17 protein-coding genes are annotated in these 14,276 nt (G+C 61.0%); 12 read left to right on the forward strand and 5 right to left on the reverse strand.

Annotated elements, in window-relative coordinates; all coding sequences use genetic code 11:
• Positions 1–140: 140 nt before the first annotated feature.
• The 3 genes from dgcA to QZH45_RS27935 form a co-directional block, all read right to left on the reverse strand.
• Positions 141–2,201, reverse strand: a complete 2,061-nt coding sequence (gene dgcA / locus QZH45_RS27925) for a dimethylglycine demethylation protein DgcA (RefSeq protein ID WP_024776568.1) — start codon at positions 2,199–2,201, stop codon at positions 141–143.
• 15 nt (positions 2,202–2,216) lie between these two features.
• Positions 2,217–2,747, reverse strand: a complete 531-nt coding sequence (locus QZH45_RS27930) for a DUF5943 domain-containing protein (protein ID WP_024776567.1) — start codon at positions 2,745–2,747, stop codon at positions 2,217–2,219.
• A gap of 80 nt (positions 2,748–2,827) precedes the next feature.
• Positions 2,828–3,805 (reverse strand): dipeptidase, encoded by a 978-nt coding sequence (locus QZH45_RS27935; protein WP_024776566.1) that lies wholly within the window; start codon positions 3,803–3,805, stop codon positions 2,828–2,830.
• Positions 3,806–4,039: 234 nt separating this feature from the next.
• Here QZH45_RS27935 and QZH45_RS27940 point away from each other — a divergent pair, with 234 nt between their 5' ends.
• The 6 genes from QZH45_RS27940 to QZH45_RS27965 all read left to right on the forward strand — a co-directional run bounded on the left by QZH45_RS27940 (position 4,040) and on the right by QZH45_RS27965 (position 6,307).
• On the forward strand, positions 4,040–4,441 hold the full coding sequence (locus QZH45_RS27940; RefSeq protein WP_024776565.1) for a lysozyme inhibitor LprI family protein: 402 nt from the start codon (positions 4,040–4,042) through the stop codon (positions 4,439–4,441).
• Positions 4,442–4,576: 135 nt separating this feature from the next.
• A complete protein-coding gene (locus QZH45_RS27945; protein WP_122319480.1) occupies positions 4,577–4,789 on the forward strand; it encodes a type II toxin-antitoxin system RelE family toxin in 213 nt (70 codons plus the stop codon).
• On the forward strand, positions 4,773–5,096 hold the full coding sequence (locus QZH45_RS27950) for a helix-turn-helix domain-containing protein (protein WP_053190528.1): 324 nt from the start codon (positions 4,773–4,775) through the stop codon (positions 5,094–5,096). The genes QZH45_RS27945 and QZH45_RS27950 overlap by 17 nt, the downstream gene beginning before the upstream one ends.
• A 362-nt stretch (positions 5,097–5,458) precedes the next feature.
• A complete protein-coding gene (locus QZH45_RS27955) occupies positions 5,459–5,680 on the forward strand; it encodes a hypothetical protein (RefSeq protein WP_147460424.1) in 222 nt (73 codons plus the stop codon).
• A 9-nt stretch (positions 5,681–5,689) separates the two neighbouring features.
• The gene (locus tag QZH45_RS27960; RefSeq protein ID WP_275077654.1) at positions 5,690–5,812 is read left to right on the forward strand and encodes a hypothetical protein; all 123 of its coding nucleotides are present in this window, start codon (positions 5,690–5,692) and stop codon (positions 5,810–5,812) included.
• A gap of 78 nt (positions 5,813–5,890) precedes the next feature.
• On the forward strand, positions 5,891–6,307 hold the full coding sequence (locus QZH45_RS27965; protein ID WP_024776562.1) for a DUF3010 family protein: 417 nt from the start codon (positions 5,891–5,893) through the stop codon (positions 6,305–6,307).
• A 117-nt stretch (positions 6,308–6,424) separates the two neighbouring features.
• Here QZH45_RS27965 and QZH45_RS27970 read toward each other — a convergent pair whose 3' ends face one another.
• Positions 6,425–7,366: a GlxA family transcriptional regulator gene (locus QZH45_RS27970; RefSeq protein ID WP_024776561.1), complete on the reverse strand. Its 942-nt coding sequence runs from the start codon at positions 7,364–7,366 to the stop codon at positions 6,425–6,427.
• Between the two features lie 185 nt (positions 7,367–7,551).
• Here QZH45_RS27970 and QZH45_RS27975 point away from each other — a divergent pair, with 185 nt between their 5' ends.
• From QZH45_RS27975 to QZH45_RS28000, 6 genes are all read left to right on the forward strand, one after another.
• Positions 7,552–8,502: a choline ABC transporter substrate-binding protein gene (locus QZH45_RS27975; protein WP_024776560.1), complete on the forward strand. Its 951-nt coding sequence runs from the start codon at positions 7,552–7,554 to the stop codon at positions 8,500–8,502.
• A gap of 72 nt (positions 8,503–8,574) precedes the next feature.
• Positions 8,575–9,462, forward strand: a complete 888-nt coding sequence (locus QZH45_RS27980) for a 3-keto-5-aminohexanoate cleavage protein (protein WP_024776559.1) — start codon at positions 8,575–8,577, stop codon at positions 9,460–9,462.
• Positions 9,463–9,607: 145 nt separating this feature from the next.
• Entirely contained in the window at positions 9,608–10,573 is a 966-nt protein-coding gene (locus QZH45_RS27985) for an L-carnitine dehydrogenase (protein ID WP_055135750.1), read from the forward strand.
• Between the two features lie 129 nt (positions 10,574–10,702).
• On the forward strand, positions 10,703–11,179 hold the full coding sequence (locus QZH45_RS27990) for a thioesterase family protein (RefSeq protein WP_024776557.1): 477 nt from the start codon (positions 10,703–10,705) through the stop codon (positions 11,177–11,179).
• Positions 11,180–11,199: 20 nt separating this feature from the next.
• Positions 11,200–12,363 carry a gamma-butyrobetaine dioxygenase gene (locus QZH45_RS27995; RefSeq protein ID WP_024776556.1) on the forward strand — a complete coding sequence of 388 codons (1,164 nt, stop codon included), beginning with the start codon at positions 11,200–11,202 and terminating at the stop codon, positions 12,361–12,363.
• A 350-nt stretch (positions 12,364–12,713) separates the two neighbouring features.
• Entirely contained in the window at positions 12,714–12,977 is a 264-nt protein-coding gene (locus QZH45_RS28000) for a hypothetical protein (protein ID WP_024776555.1), read from the forward strand.
• Positions 12,978–13,107: 130 nt separating this feature from the next.
• On the opposite strand, the gene QZH45_RS28005 is transcribed toward QZH45_RS28000, so the two are convergent.
• The gene (locus QZH45_RS28005) at positions 13,108–14,211 is read right to left on the reverse strand and encodes a GlxA family transcriptional regulator (protein WP_024776554.1); all 1,104 of its coding nucleotides are present in this window, start codon (positions 14,209–14,211) and stop codon (positions 13,108–13,110) included.
• Positions 14,212–14,276: the final 65 nt, after the last annotated feature.

Consider the following 14,276-nt stretch of genomic DNA (forward strand, 5'->3'; position numbering starts at 1 on the left):
CAGGCACAGAAACCTGGATGTCTTGCTCGATTCCTGTGGGAGCAAGGCTTGCCTGCGATGGGATTGACTCGGTCAGTCAGATGCTCCGTATCGCTGCTATCGCGGGCAAGCCTTGCTCCCACTGGGTTATCCACAAGCCGTTAGAAATCCTTGCACAGCCGCAGGGCGTCATAGATGGCGGCGTGGGTATTACGCTGCGCCACACAGTCACCGATGCGGAACAGCAGGTAGCCGTCGCCGCTCTGCTCCAGGCATGGTTGAGGCTTGATCGCGAACAGGGCCTCGACGTCGATCTGACCCTTGTTGCGCGAGCCTTCCTTGAGGGCGTAGTAGATCTCCTCGTCCGGCCGCACGCCGTTCTCCACCACCACCTGGTCCACCACGCGTTCTTCCTTGGCACCGGTGTATTCGTTCTCCAGCACCGCCACCAGCTTGTCGCCTTCGCGGTAGACCTTCTCCAGCATCATGTCCCCGGTCATGATCACTTCTTTGGGGTACATGCTGCGGTAGTAGGTTGGGAACGAAGTCCCGCCGATGGCCACGCCCGGTTTGATGTCGTCGGTGACGATCTCGACCTGGCTGCCCTTGTCGGCGAGGAAGTCGGCCACGGACATGCCGGTAAACTCGCAAATGGTGTCGTAGACCAGCACGTTCTTGCCCGGCGCAACCTTGCCGTCGAGCACGTCCCAGCTGCTGACCACCAGCCCTTCGGCGGCACCCCAGTGCTCGTTCTGCTCTAGGAATGGATGCCCGCCGACAGCGAGTACTACCACGTCCGGACGCAGGTCCATGATGGTTGCCGCGTCAGCCGCCACGCCCAGGCGCAGATCGACTTTCAGCCGCGCGAGCTCCAGTTGGAACCAGCGGGTGATACCGGCGATCTGGTCCCGTTGTGGGGCTTTCGAAGCGGTGGTGATCTGCCCACCGATGAATTCCTTCTTCTCGAACAGGGTCACGTCGTGGCCACGTTCAGCCGCCACACGAGCGGCTTCCATCCCGGCAGGGCCGGCACCGACCACCACCACCTTGCGTTTCGGCCCGGTGGATTTCTCGATGATGTGCGGCACTCCCATGTATTCACGGGAGGTCGCGGCGTTCTGGATGCACAGTACGTCCAGGCCTTGGTACTGACGATCGATGCAGTAGTTGGCGCCGACGCACTGCTTGATCTGGTCGACCTGGCCCATCTTGATCTTGGCGATCAGGTGCGGGTCGGCGATGTGGGCACGGGTCATGCCGACCATGTCGACATAACCGCCCTCCAGGATCCGCGTGGCCTGGTTCGGGTCCTTGATGTTCTGCGCGTGCAGCACCGGAACCTTGACCACTTCCTTGATGCCGGCGGCCAGGTGCAGGAACGGCTCCGGTGGATAACTCATGTTCGGGATGACGTTGGCCAGGGTGTTGTGAGTGTCGCAACCCGAACCCACGACACCGATGAAGTCCAGCATGCCGGTGTCGTCGTAGTACTTGGCGATCTGCTTCATGTCCTCGTGGGACAGGCCGTCCGGGTGGAACTCGTCACCGCAGATGCGCATGCCCACGCAGAAGTCGTCGCCCACTTCGGCGCGCACGGCCTTGAGCACTTCCAGGCCAAACTTCATCCGGCCTTCGAAGCTGCCGCCCCATTCGTCGGTACGCTTGTTGACCCGCGGACTCCAGAACTGGTCGATCATGTGCTGGTGCACGGCGGACAGCTCAACGCCGTCCAGGCCACCGGCCTTGGCCCGGCGCGCAGCCTGGGCGTAGTTGCCGATCACCCGCCAGATTTCTTCCGGTTCGATGGTCTTGCACGTGGCGCGGTGCACCGGCTCACGGACACCGGACGGCGACATCAGGGTCGGCCAGTTGAAGCCGTCCCAGCGCGAACGACGACCCATGTGAGTAATCTGGATCATGATCTTGGCGCCATGCTTGTGCATGGCGTCGGCCAGGTTCTGGAAGTGCGGGATGATGCGATCGGTGGACAGGTTTACCGAGCTCCACCATTCCTGCGGGCTGTCGATGGCAACCACCGACGAGCCACCACAGATTGCCAGGCCGATGCCGCCCTTGGCCTTCTCTTCGTAATACTTCACGTACCGGTCGGTGGTCATCCCGCCGTCAGTGGCATAGACCTCGGCATGCGCGGTGCTGAGCACACGGTTGCGGATGGTCAGCTTGCCGATCTGGATCGGCTGGAACATTGCTTCAAAAGCCATGGCGCAATCCTCGACTTACAACGGCTTGACGATGAACAGGCCGTCATCGTGGCCTTCTTCGGAACCACCGTAGACCTGTTCGGCCACGGTACGGATCGAACTGCCGCGAGCAGCGAGGATCTGGTCCATGGCACCGGCGAACCAGCCGGTGAACATGTAGTCGACCTTGCGCCCGACCTTGCCGTACACATAGACGAATGCCGAGTGTTCGAGCTTGACGCTGCAGGTGCCTTTGTCGAGGTCGATGTCCTGGATCTTGAACAGGCCCCAACCACGTTGCGACAGGCGCTTCATGTAGTGTTCGAACACCGCGACGCCTTCCAGGCCGTGGCATTCGGCTTCTTTTTCACACCAGTGCCAGGCGGATTTATAGCCGGCCTTGTAGAGGATCTCGGCGTAGGCGTCGGCGCCCAGCACTTCCTCGATGCCCATGTGGTTGTTGACGAAGAAGTGACGCGGTACATAGAGCATCGGCAGGGCGTCGGAGGTCCAGACACCGGTTTCGCTGTCGACTTCGATAGGCAGTTGAGGGGCGATTTTGGCCATTGAAACTTGACTCCGGAAATTCGTGATGTTGCCCGCGGCGCGGATGGCCGCAGGTAAAGGATTCAGTGCAGCAGCGGCGTTTATTCGCCCCAGACGTCTTTCAAAACGTTGACCCAGTTCTCACCCATGATCTTGCGTACCACCCGCTCGGAATGGCCGCGCTTGAGCAGCGTCTCGGTGAGGTTCGGGAACTCGCCCACGGTGCGGATGCCCAGGGGGTTGATGATCTTCCCGAAGCTGGTCAGACGACGGGCGTAGCCCTTGTCGTGAGTCAGCATCTCGAAGAACGCCTGGTCATGGCCCTGGGTGAAGTCGGTACCGATGCCGATGGCGTCTTCACCGACGATGTTCATGGTGTATTCGATGGCTTCGGCGTAGTCGTCGATGGTCGAATCGATACCCTTGGCCAGGAACGGCGCGAACATGGTCACGCCGACGAAGCCGCCGTGATCGGCGATGAACTTCAGCTCTTCATCGGACTTATTGCGCGGGTGCTCTTTCAGGCCGGACGGCAGGCAGTGGGAATAGCAGACCGGCTTCTTCGATTCGAGGATGACCTCTTCGGAAGTCTTGGAACCGACGTGGGACAGGTCGCACATGATGCCGACGCGGTTCATCTCGGCGACGATTTCACGACCGAAGCCCGACAGGCCGCCGTCGCGCTCGTAGCAACCGGTGCCGACCAGGTTCTGGGTGTTGTAGCACATCTGCACCACACCGACGCCAAGCTGCTTGAAGATCTCGACGTAACCGAGCTGGTCTTCGAAAGCGTGGGCGTTCTGGAAGCCGAAGATGATGCCGGTCTTGCCCTGCTCCTTGGCGAGGCGGATGTCGGCGGTGGTTTTCACCGGGATCACCAGGTCGCTGTTTTCGCGGATCAGTTTCTGGCTGGCGGCGATGTTGTTGATGGTGGCCTGGAAGCCTTCCCATACCGACACGGTGCAGTTGGCAGCGGTCAGGCCGCCTTTACGCATGTCTTCGAACAGGTCGCGGTTCCATTTGGCAATGATCAGCCCGTCGATAACGATGCTGTCGGCGTGCAATTCGGCTGGGCTCATCAGGCAGTCCCCTTTTATCGGATTTCATGCGCCGAATCGTCTGCCGGCGCTTTGGGGCCAGCATATGCCTGAGGGCCGTGGCGACCCGGTGCAAAAACGACAGGGGAATTGCCGAAAGCGTCAATCCGCGACAAAGGGCTGCGCGAGGCCCTCCCTCGCCGTCTGTTCTTTGCCCGGCGCTTGCGCCAGAATCCGCTGCATCACTGGTTTTCACTGGACTCGAACGGCAACGCAATGAAATCAATCCTCCTGGCTTTGGCACTGATCAGCACCGTCGCCCACGCGACCGAAGACACCGAACAGAACCCCTGCGACGCCGTCGAAAACGACGTCCAGACCCTGGCCTGCTCGGCCTATGGCAAGACGGCCGCCGAACAGCTGCTGAGCGAAAACCTGCAGAGCCTCAACGAACGTCTGCAGACCCGCTACGGCAGCGACAAGGCCCAACTCAACGACATCACCGCCAAGATCAAGGCCGCCCAGCAACTATGGCAAAAACAGCGCGACGCCGACTGCGCCATCGCCGCCTTCCCGGCCAAACCGGGCAGCGAAGCGTACAAGATCGCCGAAAACGACTGCATGGCGCAGGTGAGCGACGATAGGTCGGAGTTTTTGGAGTCAATTGGGCAGGAGTGATGACGGGGCAATATCCAGACACCGTTCATGCATTCGCGTCGGAAAAAATATAAGTCAGGATTCGCAAGCCTTATAAAAGACTTATGTTCTTTCAGGAACACAATCTACTAGACCCGAAAAGCCGTTAAGCAGCTTCTGAAATTGCATTCTCCCCATCAGGTTCAGGTCCGGGACGCCATCTCGGCTCTCGTTGAAATGCCTGATGTGGTGAATGTCAAAGCGCTTGTCGGCCATGGCTACGCTTACCGCCTTCGAGTTGGGAGCTATCGAGTCATGTTCGATTGGGACGGGGCGATCAAAGTCGTCAGCATTCAAGAGGTCAAGAAACGCGATGAACGTACCTACTGATATTCAGATCATCAACGATGCCGAGGGAAATCCGGCATTTGTGGTGATTCCGTACTCACAATACGTTGCACAAAAACTGGAGCCAGAGCTAATCCCCCATGAGGTGGTCAGCCGCATCGTCAACGGCGCAACCCCCATCCGTGCCTGGCGCGAACATCTGAATCTGACCCAGGACGACGTCGCCAAGCGTCTGGGCATTTCGCAACCGGCCTTTGCTCAGCAGGAGTCCGTTGCAAAACCCCGCCGGGCCACTCGCGAAAAAATCGCCGCGGCCTTTGGTATCCATGCCGATCAACTTGAACTCTAGTGGCCGAGTCCCCGAACCAGCTACACAGTCCACTAGCCGCCAACTGTCAACTCTGACAGTAGGCGGGCCAAACAGAGAAGCCTAGGATCAGCACGTGACAGGGTTCCCGTTACTTCGGCCTAATCGCCAGGAGCTGATCATGCTGACTCAACATACTTTGCCTCAGGCCCGGCAACCCCATCATCCGGCAGTGTTGTCGCCCAGTTGGAGGATGGTGCCCCCTTCCAATCCAACATGATCAATTTTGCCTACGACTACTACACGACGGACCGACAGCTACGCCTGACGCTTCCGCCGTCCAGGTGCCGGACACGGCCGCCGAACGGGTTATTCGCGGGGTCAAAATGGTGTTCAGCCCAGAAGTGACCAACGAGACCCTGGTGATCGGAGAGCGGAAGGTGCACGTCACTTACTGGACAATGTCGGCGGAGAATGGCCAGACACGCTTCCTGACCAACAACGCCGACAACGGCTCGGTCTCGGTGATTTTCAATCACGAGGAAGAAACCTACCTCGGTAGTTTCACTTTCGGACCCGCCGGAAGCGTTATCCACGGGCAGTTTCTCCATCCAGGGACGGGATAACTTCACCCTTTGAGGGACTCACCGGTCATCGTCCGGTATGTGATCCTGGACTTCGAGTACCCCCGCTTCGGCGTTATCCGAGTCGACTACTTCGACAAAATCATGCTGGATTTGCGCAAGTCCCTGGACTGAGGCAATAAAAATCACCACGTCCCCCGGCTCCGATATGGATAGACTTGGACCTCATACCTCCCCACTCCGAAGGCTCGAATGATTATCTGCGGCATCGAAATCAAAGGCAGCGAAGCGATCATCGCCGTCGCTTCGCTGGATCAACAGGCATTGAGCCACGTCGCGCTGAACACCCGGAAAATCGCCCTGGACGATGATGACGAAGCCGCCAACGTCAAGGCTTTCGCTGCCCGGATACAGGCGTTCGTCGCCGAGAACGCGATCGAACGCATCGCCATCAAGAAACGCAGCAAGAAAGGCGAGTTTGCTGGCGGCCCGACAACGTTCAAGATCGAAGGCGTCTTCCAACTGCTGGAAGGTTGCGACGTGACGCTGCTGTCACCGCAGACAATCAACGCGCAACACAAGAAACATGATTTCGCCTTGCCGGCAACGCTGAACAAATATCAGCATGAGGCTTACAAGACGGCGTGTGCGGCGTTGATGAAGCAATAAGCAGGTTTTCTGTGGGAGCGAGCCTGCTCGCGAAGGCGGTGGATCAGTAGGTATCCATGTTGGATTTGCCACCGTCATCGCGAGCAGGCTCGCTCCCACAGGGCCTGTGTTCGGCCCTCAGACCACCTTGCGCCGATCCTCCCGAGGGCAGCGTTCGAACCTCGCCCGATAGCTGCGGGTGAAATATGACGGTGACTCGAACCCGCAGGCGATGCTCACTTCCAATACGCTCATGTCGGTCTGGCGCAGCAGTTGCCGGGCCTTTTCCAGGCGCAAGCGCAAGTAGAAGTTGCTGGGGGTGTCGTTCAGGTGCAAGCGGAACAGACGTTCGAGCTGGCGACGGGTAACCCCGATGGATTCGGCCAGCTCAAGGGTACTCAGGGGCGGCTCGCTGTGGGTTTCCATCTCACCGATGACATGCACCAGCTTCTTGTTGCGGATGCCGTAGCGGCTGGCGATTTCCATGCGCTGGTGATCCTTGCGCGGGCGGATGCGGCCAAGCACGAACTGTTCGCTGACCTGAATCGCCAGGTCCGCGCCATGGGCCTGGCCGATCAGGTCCAGCATGAGATCGATGGAGGCCGTGCCGCCGGCACAGGTGATGCGGCGGCGGTCTATTTCGAAGAGCTCCTGGGTCACGCTGAGCTGAGGATAAGACTCCTTGAACGCCTCGATGGCTTCCCAGTGCAGGGTCACGCGGTGCCCTTCCAGCAACCCCGCGTCGGCCAGGACCACGCTGCCCGTATCGATGCCACCCAGGGTCACGCCCTCCTTGTCCAGCCGATGCAACCAGCGTTGCAACGCTTGTGTGGCGAACTTCAGCGGTTCGAACCCCGCCACCACCCACAACGTCGCGCCCTTCTTCAACGGCTCCAGCGCAGCGTCGGCGTTGACCGACATGCCATTGCTGGCCAGGACCGCGCCGCCATCGGCACTCAGCACATGCCAGCGGTACAGTTCGCCACGAAAGCGATTGGCGACCCGCAACGGTTCGATGGCCGAAATGAAACCGATGGCCGAAAAACCCGGCATCAGCAAAAAGTAGAAATCCTGGGACATGGCGCACTCGGTCGACGGGTAGCGTGGGGATCTTGATACGCCACTTGCCAGGGCCGTTCAAGAGGTCGCTGCAGTGCAAGTGCGAGTCGCCGCAGTGCGTTTTGCGAAAGGGCCGGCTGCGTAACTTGGCATCACCGGCGCGCAGACACCGGAACCCATAACAATAAGCTGCCGAGGAACCCGACATGAAACGACTGATCAGCTACTGCGTTCTTGCACTCAGCGGTACCACTTTCCTGGGCATGAGCTCGGCCACCCTGGCAGCCGAACCGGCCGCGTGCCAGAACGTGCGCCTGGGCGTCGTCAACTGGACCGACGTCATCGCCACCAGCGCCTTGACCCAGGTGATGCTCGACGGCCTCGGCTACCAGACCAAGCAGACCAGCGCCTCCCAGCAGATCATCTTCGCCGGCATCCGGGATCAGCGCCTGGACATGTTCCTGGGCTACTGGAACCCACTGATGACCCAGACCATCACGCCGTTCGTCGAGGCCAAGCAGGTGAAGGTGCTGGAGCAACCCAGCCTGAAAGATGCCCGCGCCACCCTGGCCGTGCCGACTTACCTGGCCGACAAGGGCCTGAAGACCTTCGCCGACATCGCCAAGTTCGAGAAGGAACTGGGCGGCAAGATCTATGGCATCGAACCCGGGTCCGGCGCCAATACCCAGATCAAGGCAATGATCGCCAAGAACCAGTTCGGCCTGGGCAAATTCCAACTGGTGGAGTCCAGCGAGGCCGGCATGCTCGCCGCTGTGGACCGTGCCGTGCGACGCAAGGAAGCCGTGGTGTTCTTCGGCTGGGCGCCGCATCCGATGAACGTCAACGTACAGATGACCTACCTCACCGGCAGCGATGACGCCCTCGGCCCGAATGAAGGCATGGCCACCGTTTGGACCGTCACGGCGCCGAACTACGCCGAACAATGCCCGAACGTCAACCGCTTGCTGAGCAACTTGACCTTCAGTGCCGAAGACGAGAGCCGGATGATGCAGCCGTTGCTGGATCACAAGGATCCGCTCGAATCGGCCCGGCAATGGCTCAAGGACCACCCCCAGGACAAGCAGCGCTGGCTCGAAGGCGTGACCACCTTCGACGGCAAGCCGGCCGCCGACAACCTGAAACTGACCAGTAACTGATCGAACGTTATCCCTCTGCGCGGCACCCGGCTGGCTGCGCAGTGACTCACTACGCCTGAAGGAAACCGCACCATGAACCACGACGTCATCATCACTTGCGCACTCACCGGTGCTGGCGACACAACCGCCAAGAGCCCCCACGTACCGGTCACGCCGAAACAGATCGCCGAGGCCGCCGTAGAAGCCGCCAAGGCCGGAGCCACGGTCGTCCATTGCCATGTCCGCGATCCGCAGACCGGCAGGTTCAGCCGCGACGTGGCGTTGTATCGCGAAGTGATGGAGCGCATCCGCGAGGCGGACGTGGACATCATCGTCAACCTCACCGCCGGCATGGGTGGCGACCTGGAAATCGGCAGCGGCGAGCGGCCGATGGAGTTCGGCCCCAATACTGATCTGGTGGGACCGCTGACCCGCCTGGCCCACGTCGAAGAACTGCTGCCGGAAATCTGCACCCTGGATTGCGGCACCCTTAATTTCGGTGACGGCGACACCATTTACGTATCCACCCCCGCGCAACTGCGGGCCGGGGCCAGGCGCATCACCGAGCTGGGGGTCAAGGCCGAGCTGGAAATCTTCGACACCGGCCACCTGTGGTTCGCCAAGCAGATGATCAAGGAAGGCCTGCTGGACAATCCGCTGTTTCAGCTCTGCCTGGGCATCCCATGGGGCGCACCGGCCGACACCACCACCATGAAAGCCATGGTCGACAACCTGCCGGCGGACGCGGTGTGGGCCGGCTTCGGCATCGGTCGCATGCAAATGCCGATGGCCGCCCAAGCGGTGCTGTTGGGAGGCAACGTGCGGGTCGGTCTGGAAGATAACCTGTGGCTGGACAAAGGCGTGCTCGCCACCAACGGCCAACTGGTGGATCGGGCCCGTGAAATCCTCAGCCGCCTCGGTGCCCGCGTACTCACGCCTGCTGAAGGTCGCAAGAAAATGGGCCTGACCAAACGCAGCTGACAGCCCCCTCCACTCCCCTCTCTGTGGGAGCAAGGTCTGCCCGCGATGGCGATTGAACAGTCGACATCCGCGTTGCATGTGCCGCCGTTATCGCGGGCAAGCCTTGCTCCCACAGAAGATTACCGACCCTTTTCAGGAAACCACCATGAGCTTTATCACCGACATCAAGACCTTCGCCGCCCTGGGCAGTGGCGTCATCGGCAGCGGCTGGGTCAGCCGGGCCCTGGCCCATGGGCTGGACGTTGTGGCCTGGGACCCGGCACCGGGTGCCGAAGCAGCGCTGCGCAAACGCGTCGCCAGTGCCTGGGGCGCACTGGAGAAACAGGGCCTGGCGCCTGGCGCTTCCCAGGACCGGCTGCGTTTTGTCACGACCATCGAAGAGTGCGTACGCGATGCCGACTTCATCCAAGAGAGCGCACCCGAGCGCCTGGAACTCAAACTTGAACTGCACAGCCAGATCAGCGCCGCTGCCAAGCCCATTGCACTGATTGGCTCCAGCACCTCGGGGCTGCTGCCGAGCGAGTTCTACGAAGGCTCCACCCATCCGGAACGCTGCGTGGTCGGTCACCCGTTCAACCCGGTCTACCTGCTGCCGCTGGTGGAAGTGGTCGGCGGCAAGCACACCGCGCCCGAAGCCATCCAGGCCGCCATGCAGGTCTATGAATCGCTCGGCATGCGCCCCCTGCACGTGCGCAAGGAAGTGCCCGGTTTCATCGCCGATCGGCTGCTTGAAGCGCTCTGGCGCGAAGCTCTGCATCTGGTCAACGACGGCGTGGCCACCACCGGGGAAATCGATGACGCCATCCGCTTTGGTGCCGGCTTGCGCTGGTCGTTCATGGGTACGTTCCTGACGTACACGCTGGCCGGTGGCGACGCCGGGATGCGCCATTTCATGGCTCAGTTCGGCCCGGCGTTGCAATTGCCGTGGACCTATCTGCCGGCCCCCGAACTGACCGAGAAGCTGATTGACGATGTGGTGGAAGGCACCAGCGATCAGTTGGGCAGCCACAGCATTTCGGCACTGGAGCGCTATCGTGACGACTGCCTGCTGGCGGTGCTGGAAGCGGTGAAGACCACCAAGGCCAAGCATGGAATGAGCTTTATCGAATAATTCCCTTGTGGGAGCGGGCTTGCTCGCGAAGGCGGCATTCCTTTCACAGGAAAATCCGTTGGATGCACCGGCCTCTTCGCGAGCAAGCCCGCTCCCACAGTAACCACAGTCTTCCGTTGGATCGTCATCATGCCCACCCTCACCACCTACCAAACCCACATCCGCCCCGAATGGGTCGATTACAACGGTCACCTGCGCGACGCTTACTATCTGTTGATTTTCAGCTACGCCACCGACGCGCTGATGGACATGCTCGACATGGACAGCCAGAACCGCGACGCCAGCGGCCACTCGTTGTTCACCCTCGAACTGCATCTCAATTACCTGCACGAAGTGAAGGTCGACGCCGACGTCGAAGTGCATACGCAGATCATCGGTCACGACGCCAAACGCCTGCATCTCTACCACAGCCTGCATCTGGTTGGCGGGGATAAGGCGTTGGCGGGCAACGAGCAGATGCTGTTACACGTCGACCTGGCCGGCCCGCGTTCGGCCCCCTTCACGGAGCCTACCCTGGGCAAACTCAAGGCTTTGATCACCGAACAATCCGACCTGCCACTGCCAGCCTGCATCGGTCGGGTGATCGCCCTGCCGCCCGCCCGTTAGGCCTCGAAAAGGAGCTCGCCATGAACATCGCCGCCGCTGTTGCCGACTTCCGTTGCTATCCCCGGGTTTGCGCGTTGAGCGCGGCAAGCCCCTTCGCTGACCGCATACAGATCACCTGGGCCGACGGCCGCATCAGCCCGTTTCATCATCAATGGCTGCGGGATAACTGCCCCTGCCCACACTGTGTCTATACCGTTACCCGGGAACAGGTGCTGGAAATCGTCGATGTGCCTGAAGACCTGGAGCCTGGCGCGATCCGCCTCGATGCCGAAGGCTGTCTGTGCGTGGATTGGCGGGACGGCCATCAGAGCCGTTTCGATCCGGGATGGCTGCGCGCCCACGCCTACGATGATGAATCCAGGGCCGAGCGCCTGGCGGGCAAGGGCAAGCGCCAACTTTGGAAACACGATCTGCAACTGCCGGTGTTCGATTATCCGGCGCTGATGGAGGATGACAGCGCGCTGCTGCAATGGTTGCTCGCGGTACGAGACATCGGTCTGACCCAGGTGCGCGGCGTGCCCACCGAACCCGGTTCGCTGAAACAGATTGCCCAGCGCATTTCATTCATCCGCGAAAGCAACTTTGGCGTGCTGTTCAATGTGCAATCCAAGGCCAACGCCGACAGTAACGCCTACACCGCCTTCAACCTGCCGCTGCACAGCGACTTGCCGACCCGGGAACTGCAGCCGGGATTGCAGTTCCTGCATTGTCTGGTCAATGACGCCGAGGGTGGCGAGAGCATTTTCGTCGACGGTTTTTCCATTGCCGAAGCCCTGCGCCAGGAAGACCCGGAGGCTTTTGCCGCGTTATGCGAGATCCCGGTGGAATTTCGCAACAAGGATCGCCACAGCGACTATCGCTGCCTGGCGCCCATCATCGCGCTGGATGCGCTGGGCCAGGTTTCGGAAATCCGCATGGCGAACTTCCTGCGCGGACCGTTCGACACCTCGGTCAAGCAGATGCCCAGCCTCTACCGCGCCTACCGACGCTTCATCGCCCTGACCCGCGAGCCGTCGTTTCGCCTGACACAGCGGCTGGAGCCCGGTCAGCTGTGGTGTTTCGACAACCGCCGCACCCTCCACGCCCGCAACGCCTTCGACCCGGCCACCGGGGCACGGCATTTCCAGGGCTGCTATGTGGATCGGGATGAGTTGCTGTCGCGGATTCTGGTGTTGCAGCGTTAGACCGCGTCGTGGCTATCGCGAGCAGGCTCGCTCCCACAGGAGCCCCTTTTCCCTGTGGGAGCGAGCTTGCTCGCGATGGGCGGCGGCACGAATAGCGCAGGCAAAAAAATCCCCGATCAAGCCGTGACATGATCGGGGCAGGAGGCGTTACTGGAGGAGCTGTCGCGCGAGGGTGACCAAACCATCGTGATTCAGCTTGAGGCCAGTGTGCCCAGTCCCGATCAGCGTCAGTTAGCCGAAAACGACACGCTCATAGCCATATAGGTCATCGCGACGATTTGCCCTTGCCGCCGCTTCGGGTGGCTACCAGAATCGAGTCACGCCCCCATCCATGAACAAGGAAAAGCGTCATGATGCACGCCGATTTGATCGACCAGGAAGACCTGCTGGGCCAGCTCAAGGCTCTCGGCCTCCAGATACCCAGCGGCTCTACCGCCGAGCAGGCCTGTGAGTGTGCGGTGCGCGGCCTGGACAAGGCTCGCGCCAATGAACTGCGCCGGATGGTCAAGGAAATGTACACCAGCAGCGCTACCATCCTGCCGGCCGTGCGCCAGGCGATCGATAAGCAGCTATTGCCGGCACTGGCGCAATACCAGCAGAACCACAGCGCCTGAAAAATCTATCGCGAGCAAGCTTTGCTCCCACAGGCCTGGACTGCCCCTAAGGGTTGGATTTGTGTCCAACTTCTTGGGGGTAGTCCAGGCCTGTGGGAGCAAAGCTTGCTCGCGACGAAAGCGCCTCGGTCTAGAGCCTCACGCTGGCAAACGTCGACTCGTTACGCGCTTGGCTCAACGCCGACAACGGACCGGACAACGGTGACAGCACCAGGGCCTGCGGCAACGGCATCATCGCCACCTGTTGCGTGGTGTTGGAACCGACGCGCTCGTCGCGCGGTGGAATGCCGAAGTATTCGCGGTAGCACTTGGAGAAGTGCGGCGTGGAGACGAAGCCGCACACCGAAGCCACTTCGATGATCGACATCGGCGTCTGCTTGAGCAGTTGCCGTGCACGGATCAGTCGCAGCTTGAGGTAATAGCGCGACGGCGAGCAGTGCAGGTATTTCTGGAACAACCGCTCGAGCTGACGCCGGGACACGGCGACGTACACCGCCAGTTCGTCCAGATCGATCGGCTCTTCGAGGTTGGCCTCCATCAGCGCAACGATCTCCTGCAACTTCGGCTGGTTGGTGCCGAGCATGTGCTTGAGCGGCACGCGCTGGTGATCCTGCTCGTTGCGGATGCGCTCGTAGACAAACATTTCCGAGATGGCCGCCGACAGCTCGCGACCGTGATCGCGACTGATCAGGTGCAGCATCATGTCCAGTGGCGCGGTGCCGCCGGAGCTGGTGAAACGGTTACGGTCGAGGGTAAACAGGCGAGTGCTCATCGACACCCGCGGGAAAGCTTCCTGCATCGCTGCCAGACATTCCCAGTGCACGCTGCAATCGAACCCATCGAGCAGACCGGCACAGGCCAGCGCCCAACTGCCGGTGCAGACCGCGCCAAGGCGACGGGACTGGCGGGCCTGGCCTTGCAGCCAGGACACGTGCTCACGGGTAACGGTGCGCTGGATGCCGATGCCGCCACAGACGATGACAGTATCCAGGGCCGGTGCCTTATGCATGGAGGCGTCCGGAGTGATCTGCAGACCGTCACTGGCCCAGACCTGCCCGCCATCCACGGTGAGGGTGGTCCAGCGATACAGCTCGCGCCCGGATAGCTGGTTGGCCATGCGCAGGGGCTCCACTGCGGACGCCAGGGAAATCAACGTGAAATTGTCCAGCAGCAGAAAGCCAATGGACTGAGGCGCACGGTTCTGGGGTTGGGCCCCGGAGTGGGTCGACGTCATCGCAGTATCTCCTCACACAAAGCGGGTGATGGCCTCAGGCGGAGGCTCTTTTTATTGGTTGTTGC

Origin of the sequence: Pseudomonas corrugata, from assembly GCF_050920615.1 — a bacterium.
Lineage (GTDB): Bacteria > Pseudomonadota > Gammaproteobacteria > Pseudomonadales > Pseudomonadaceae > Aquipseudomonas > Aquipseudomonas corrugata.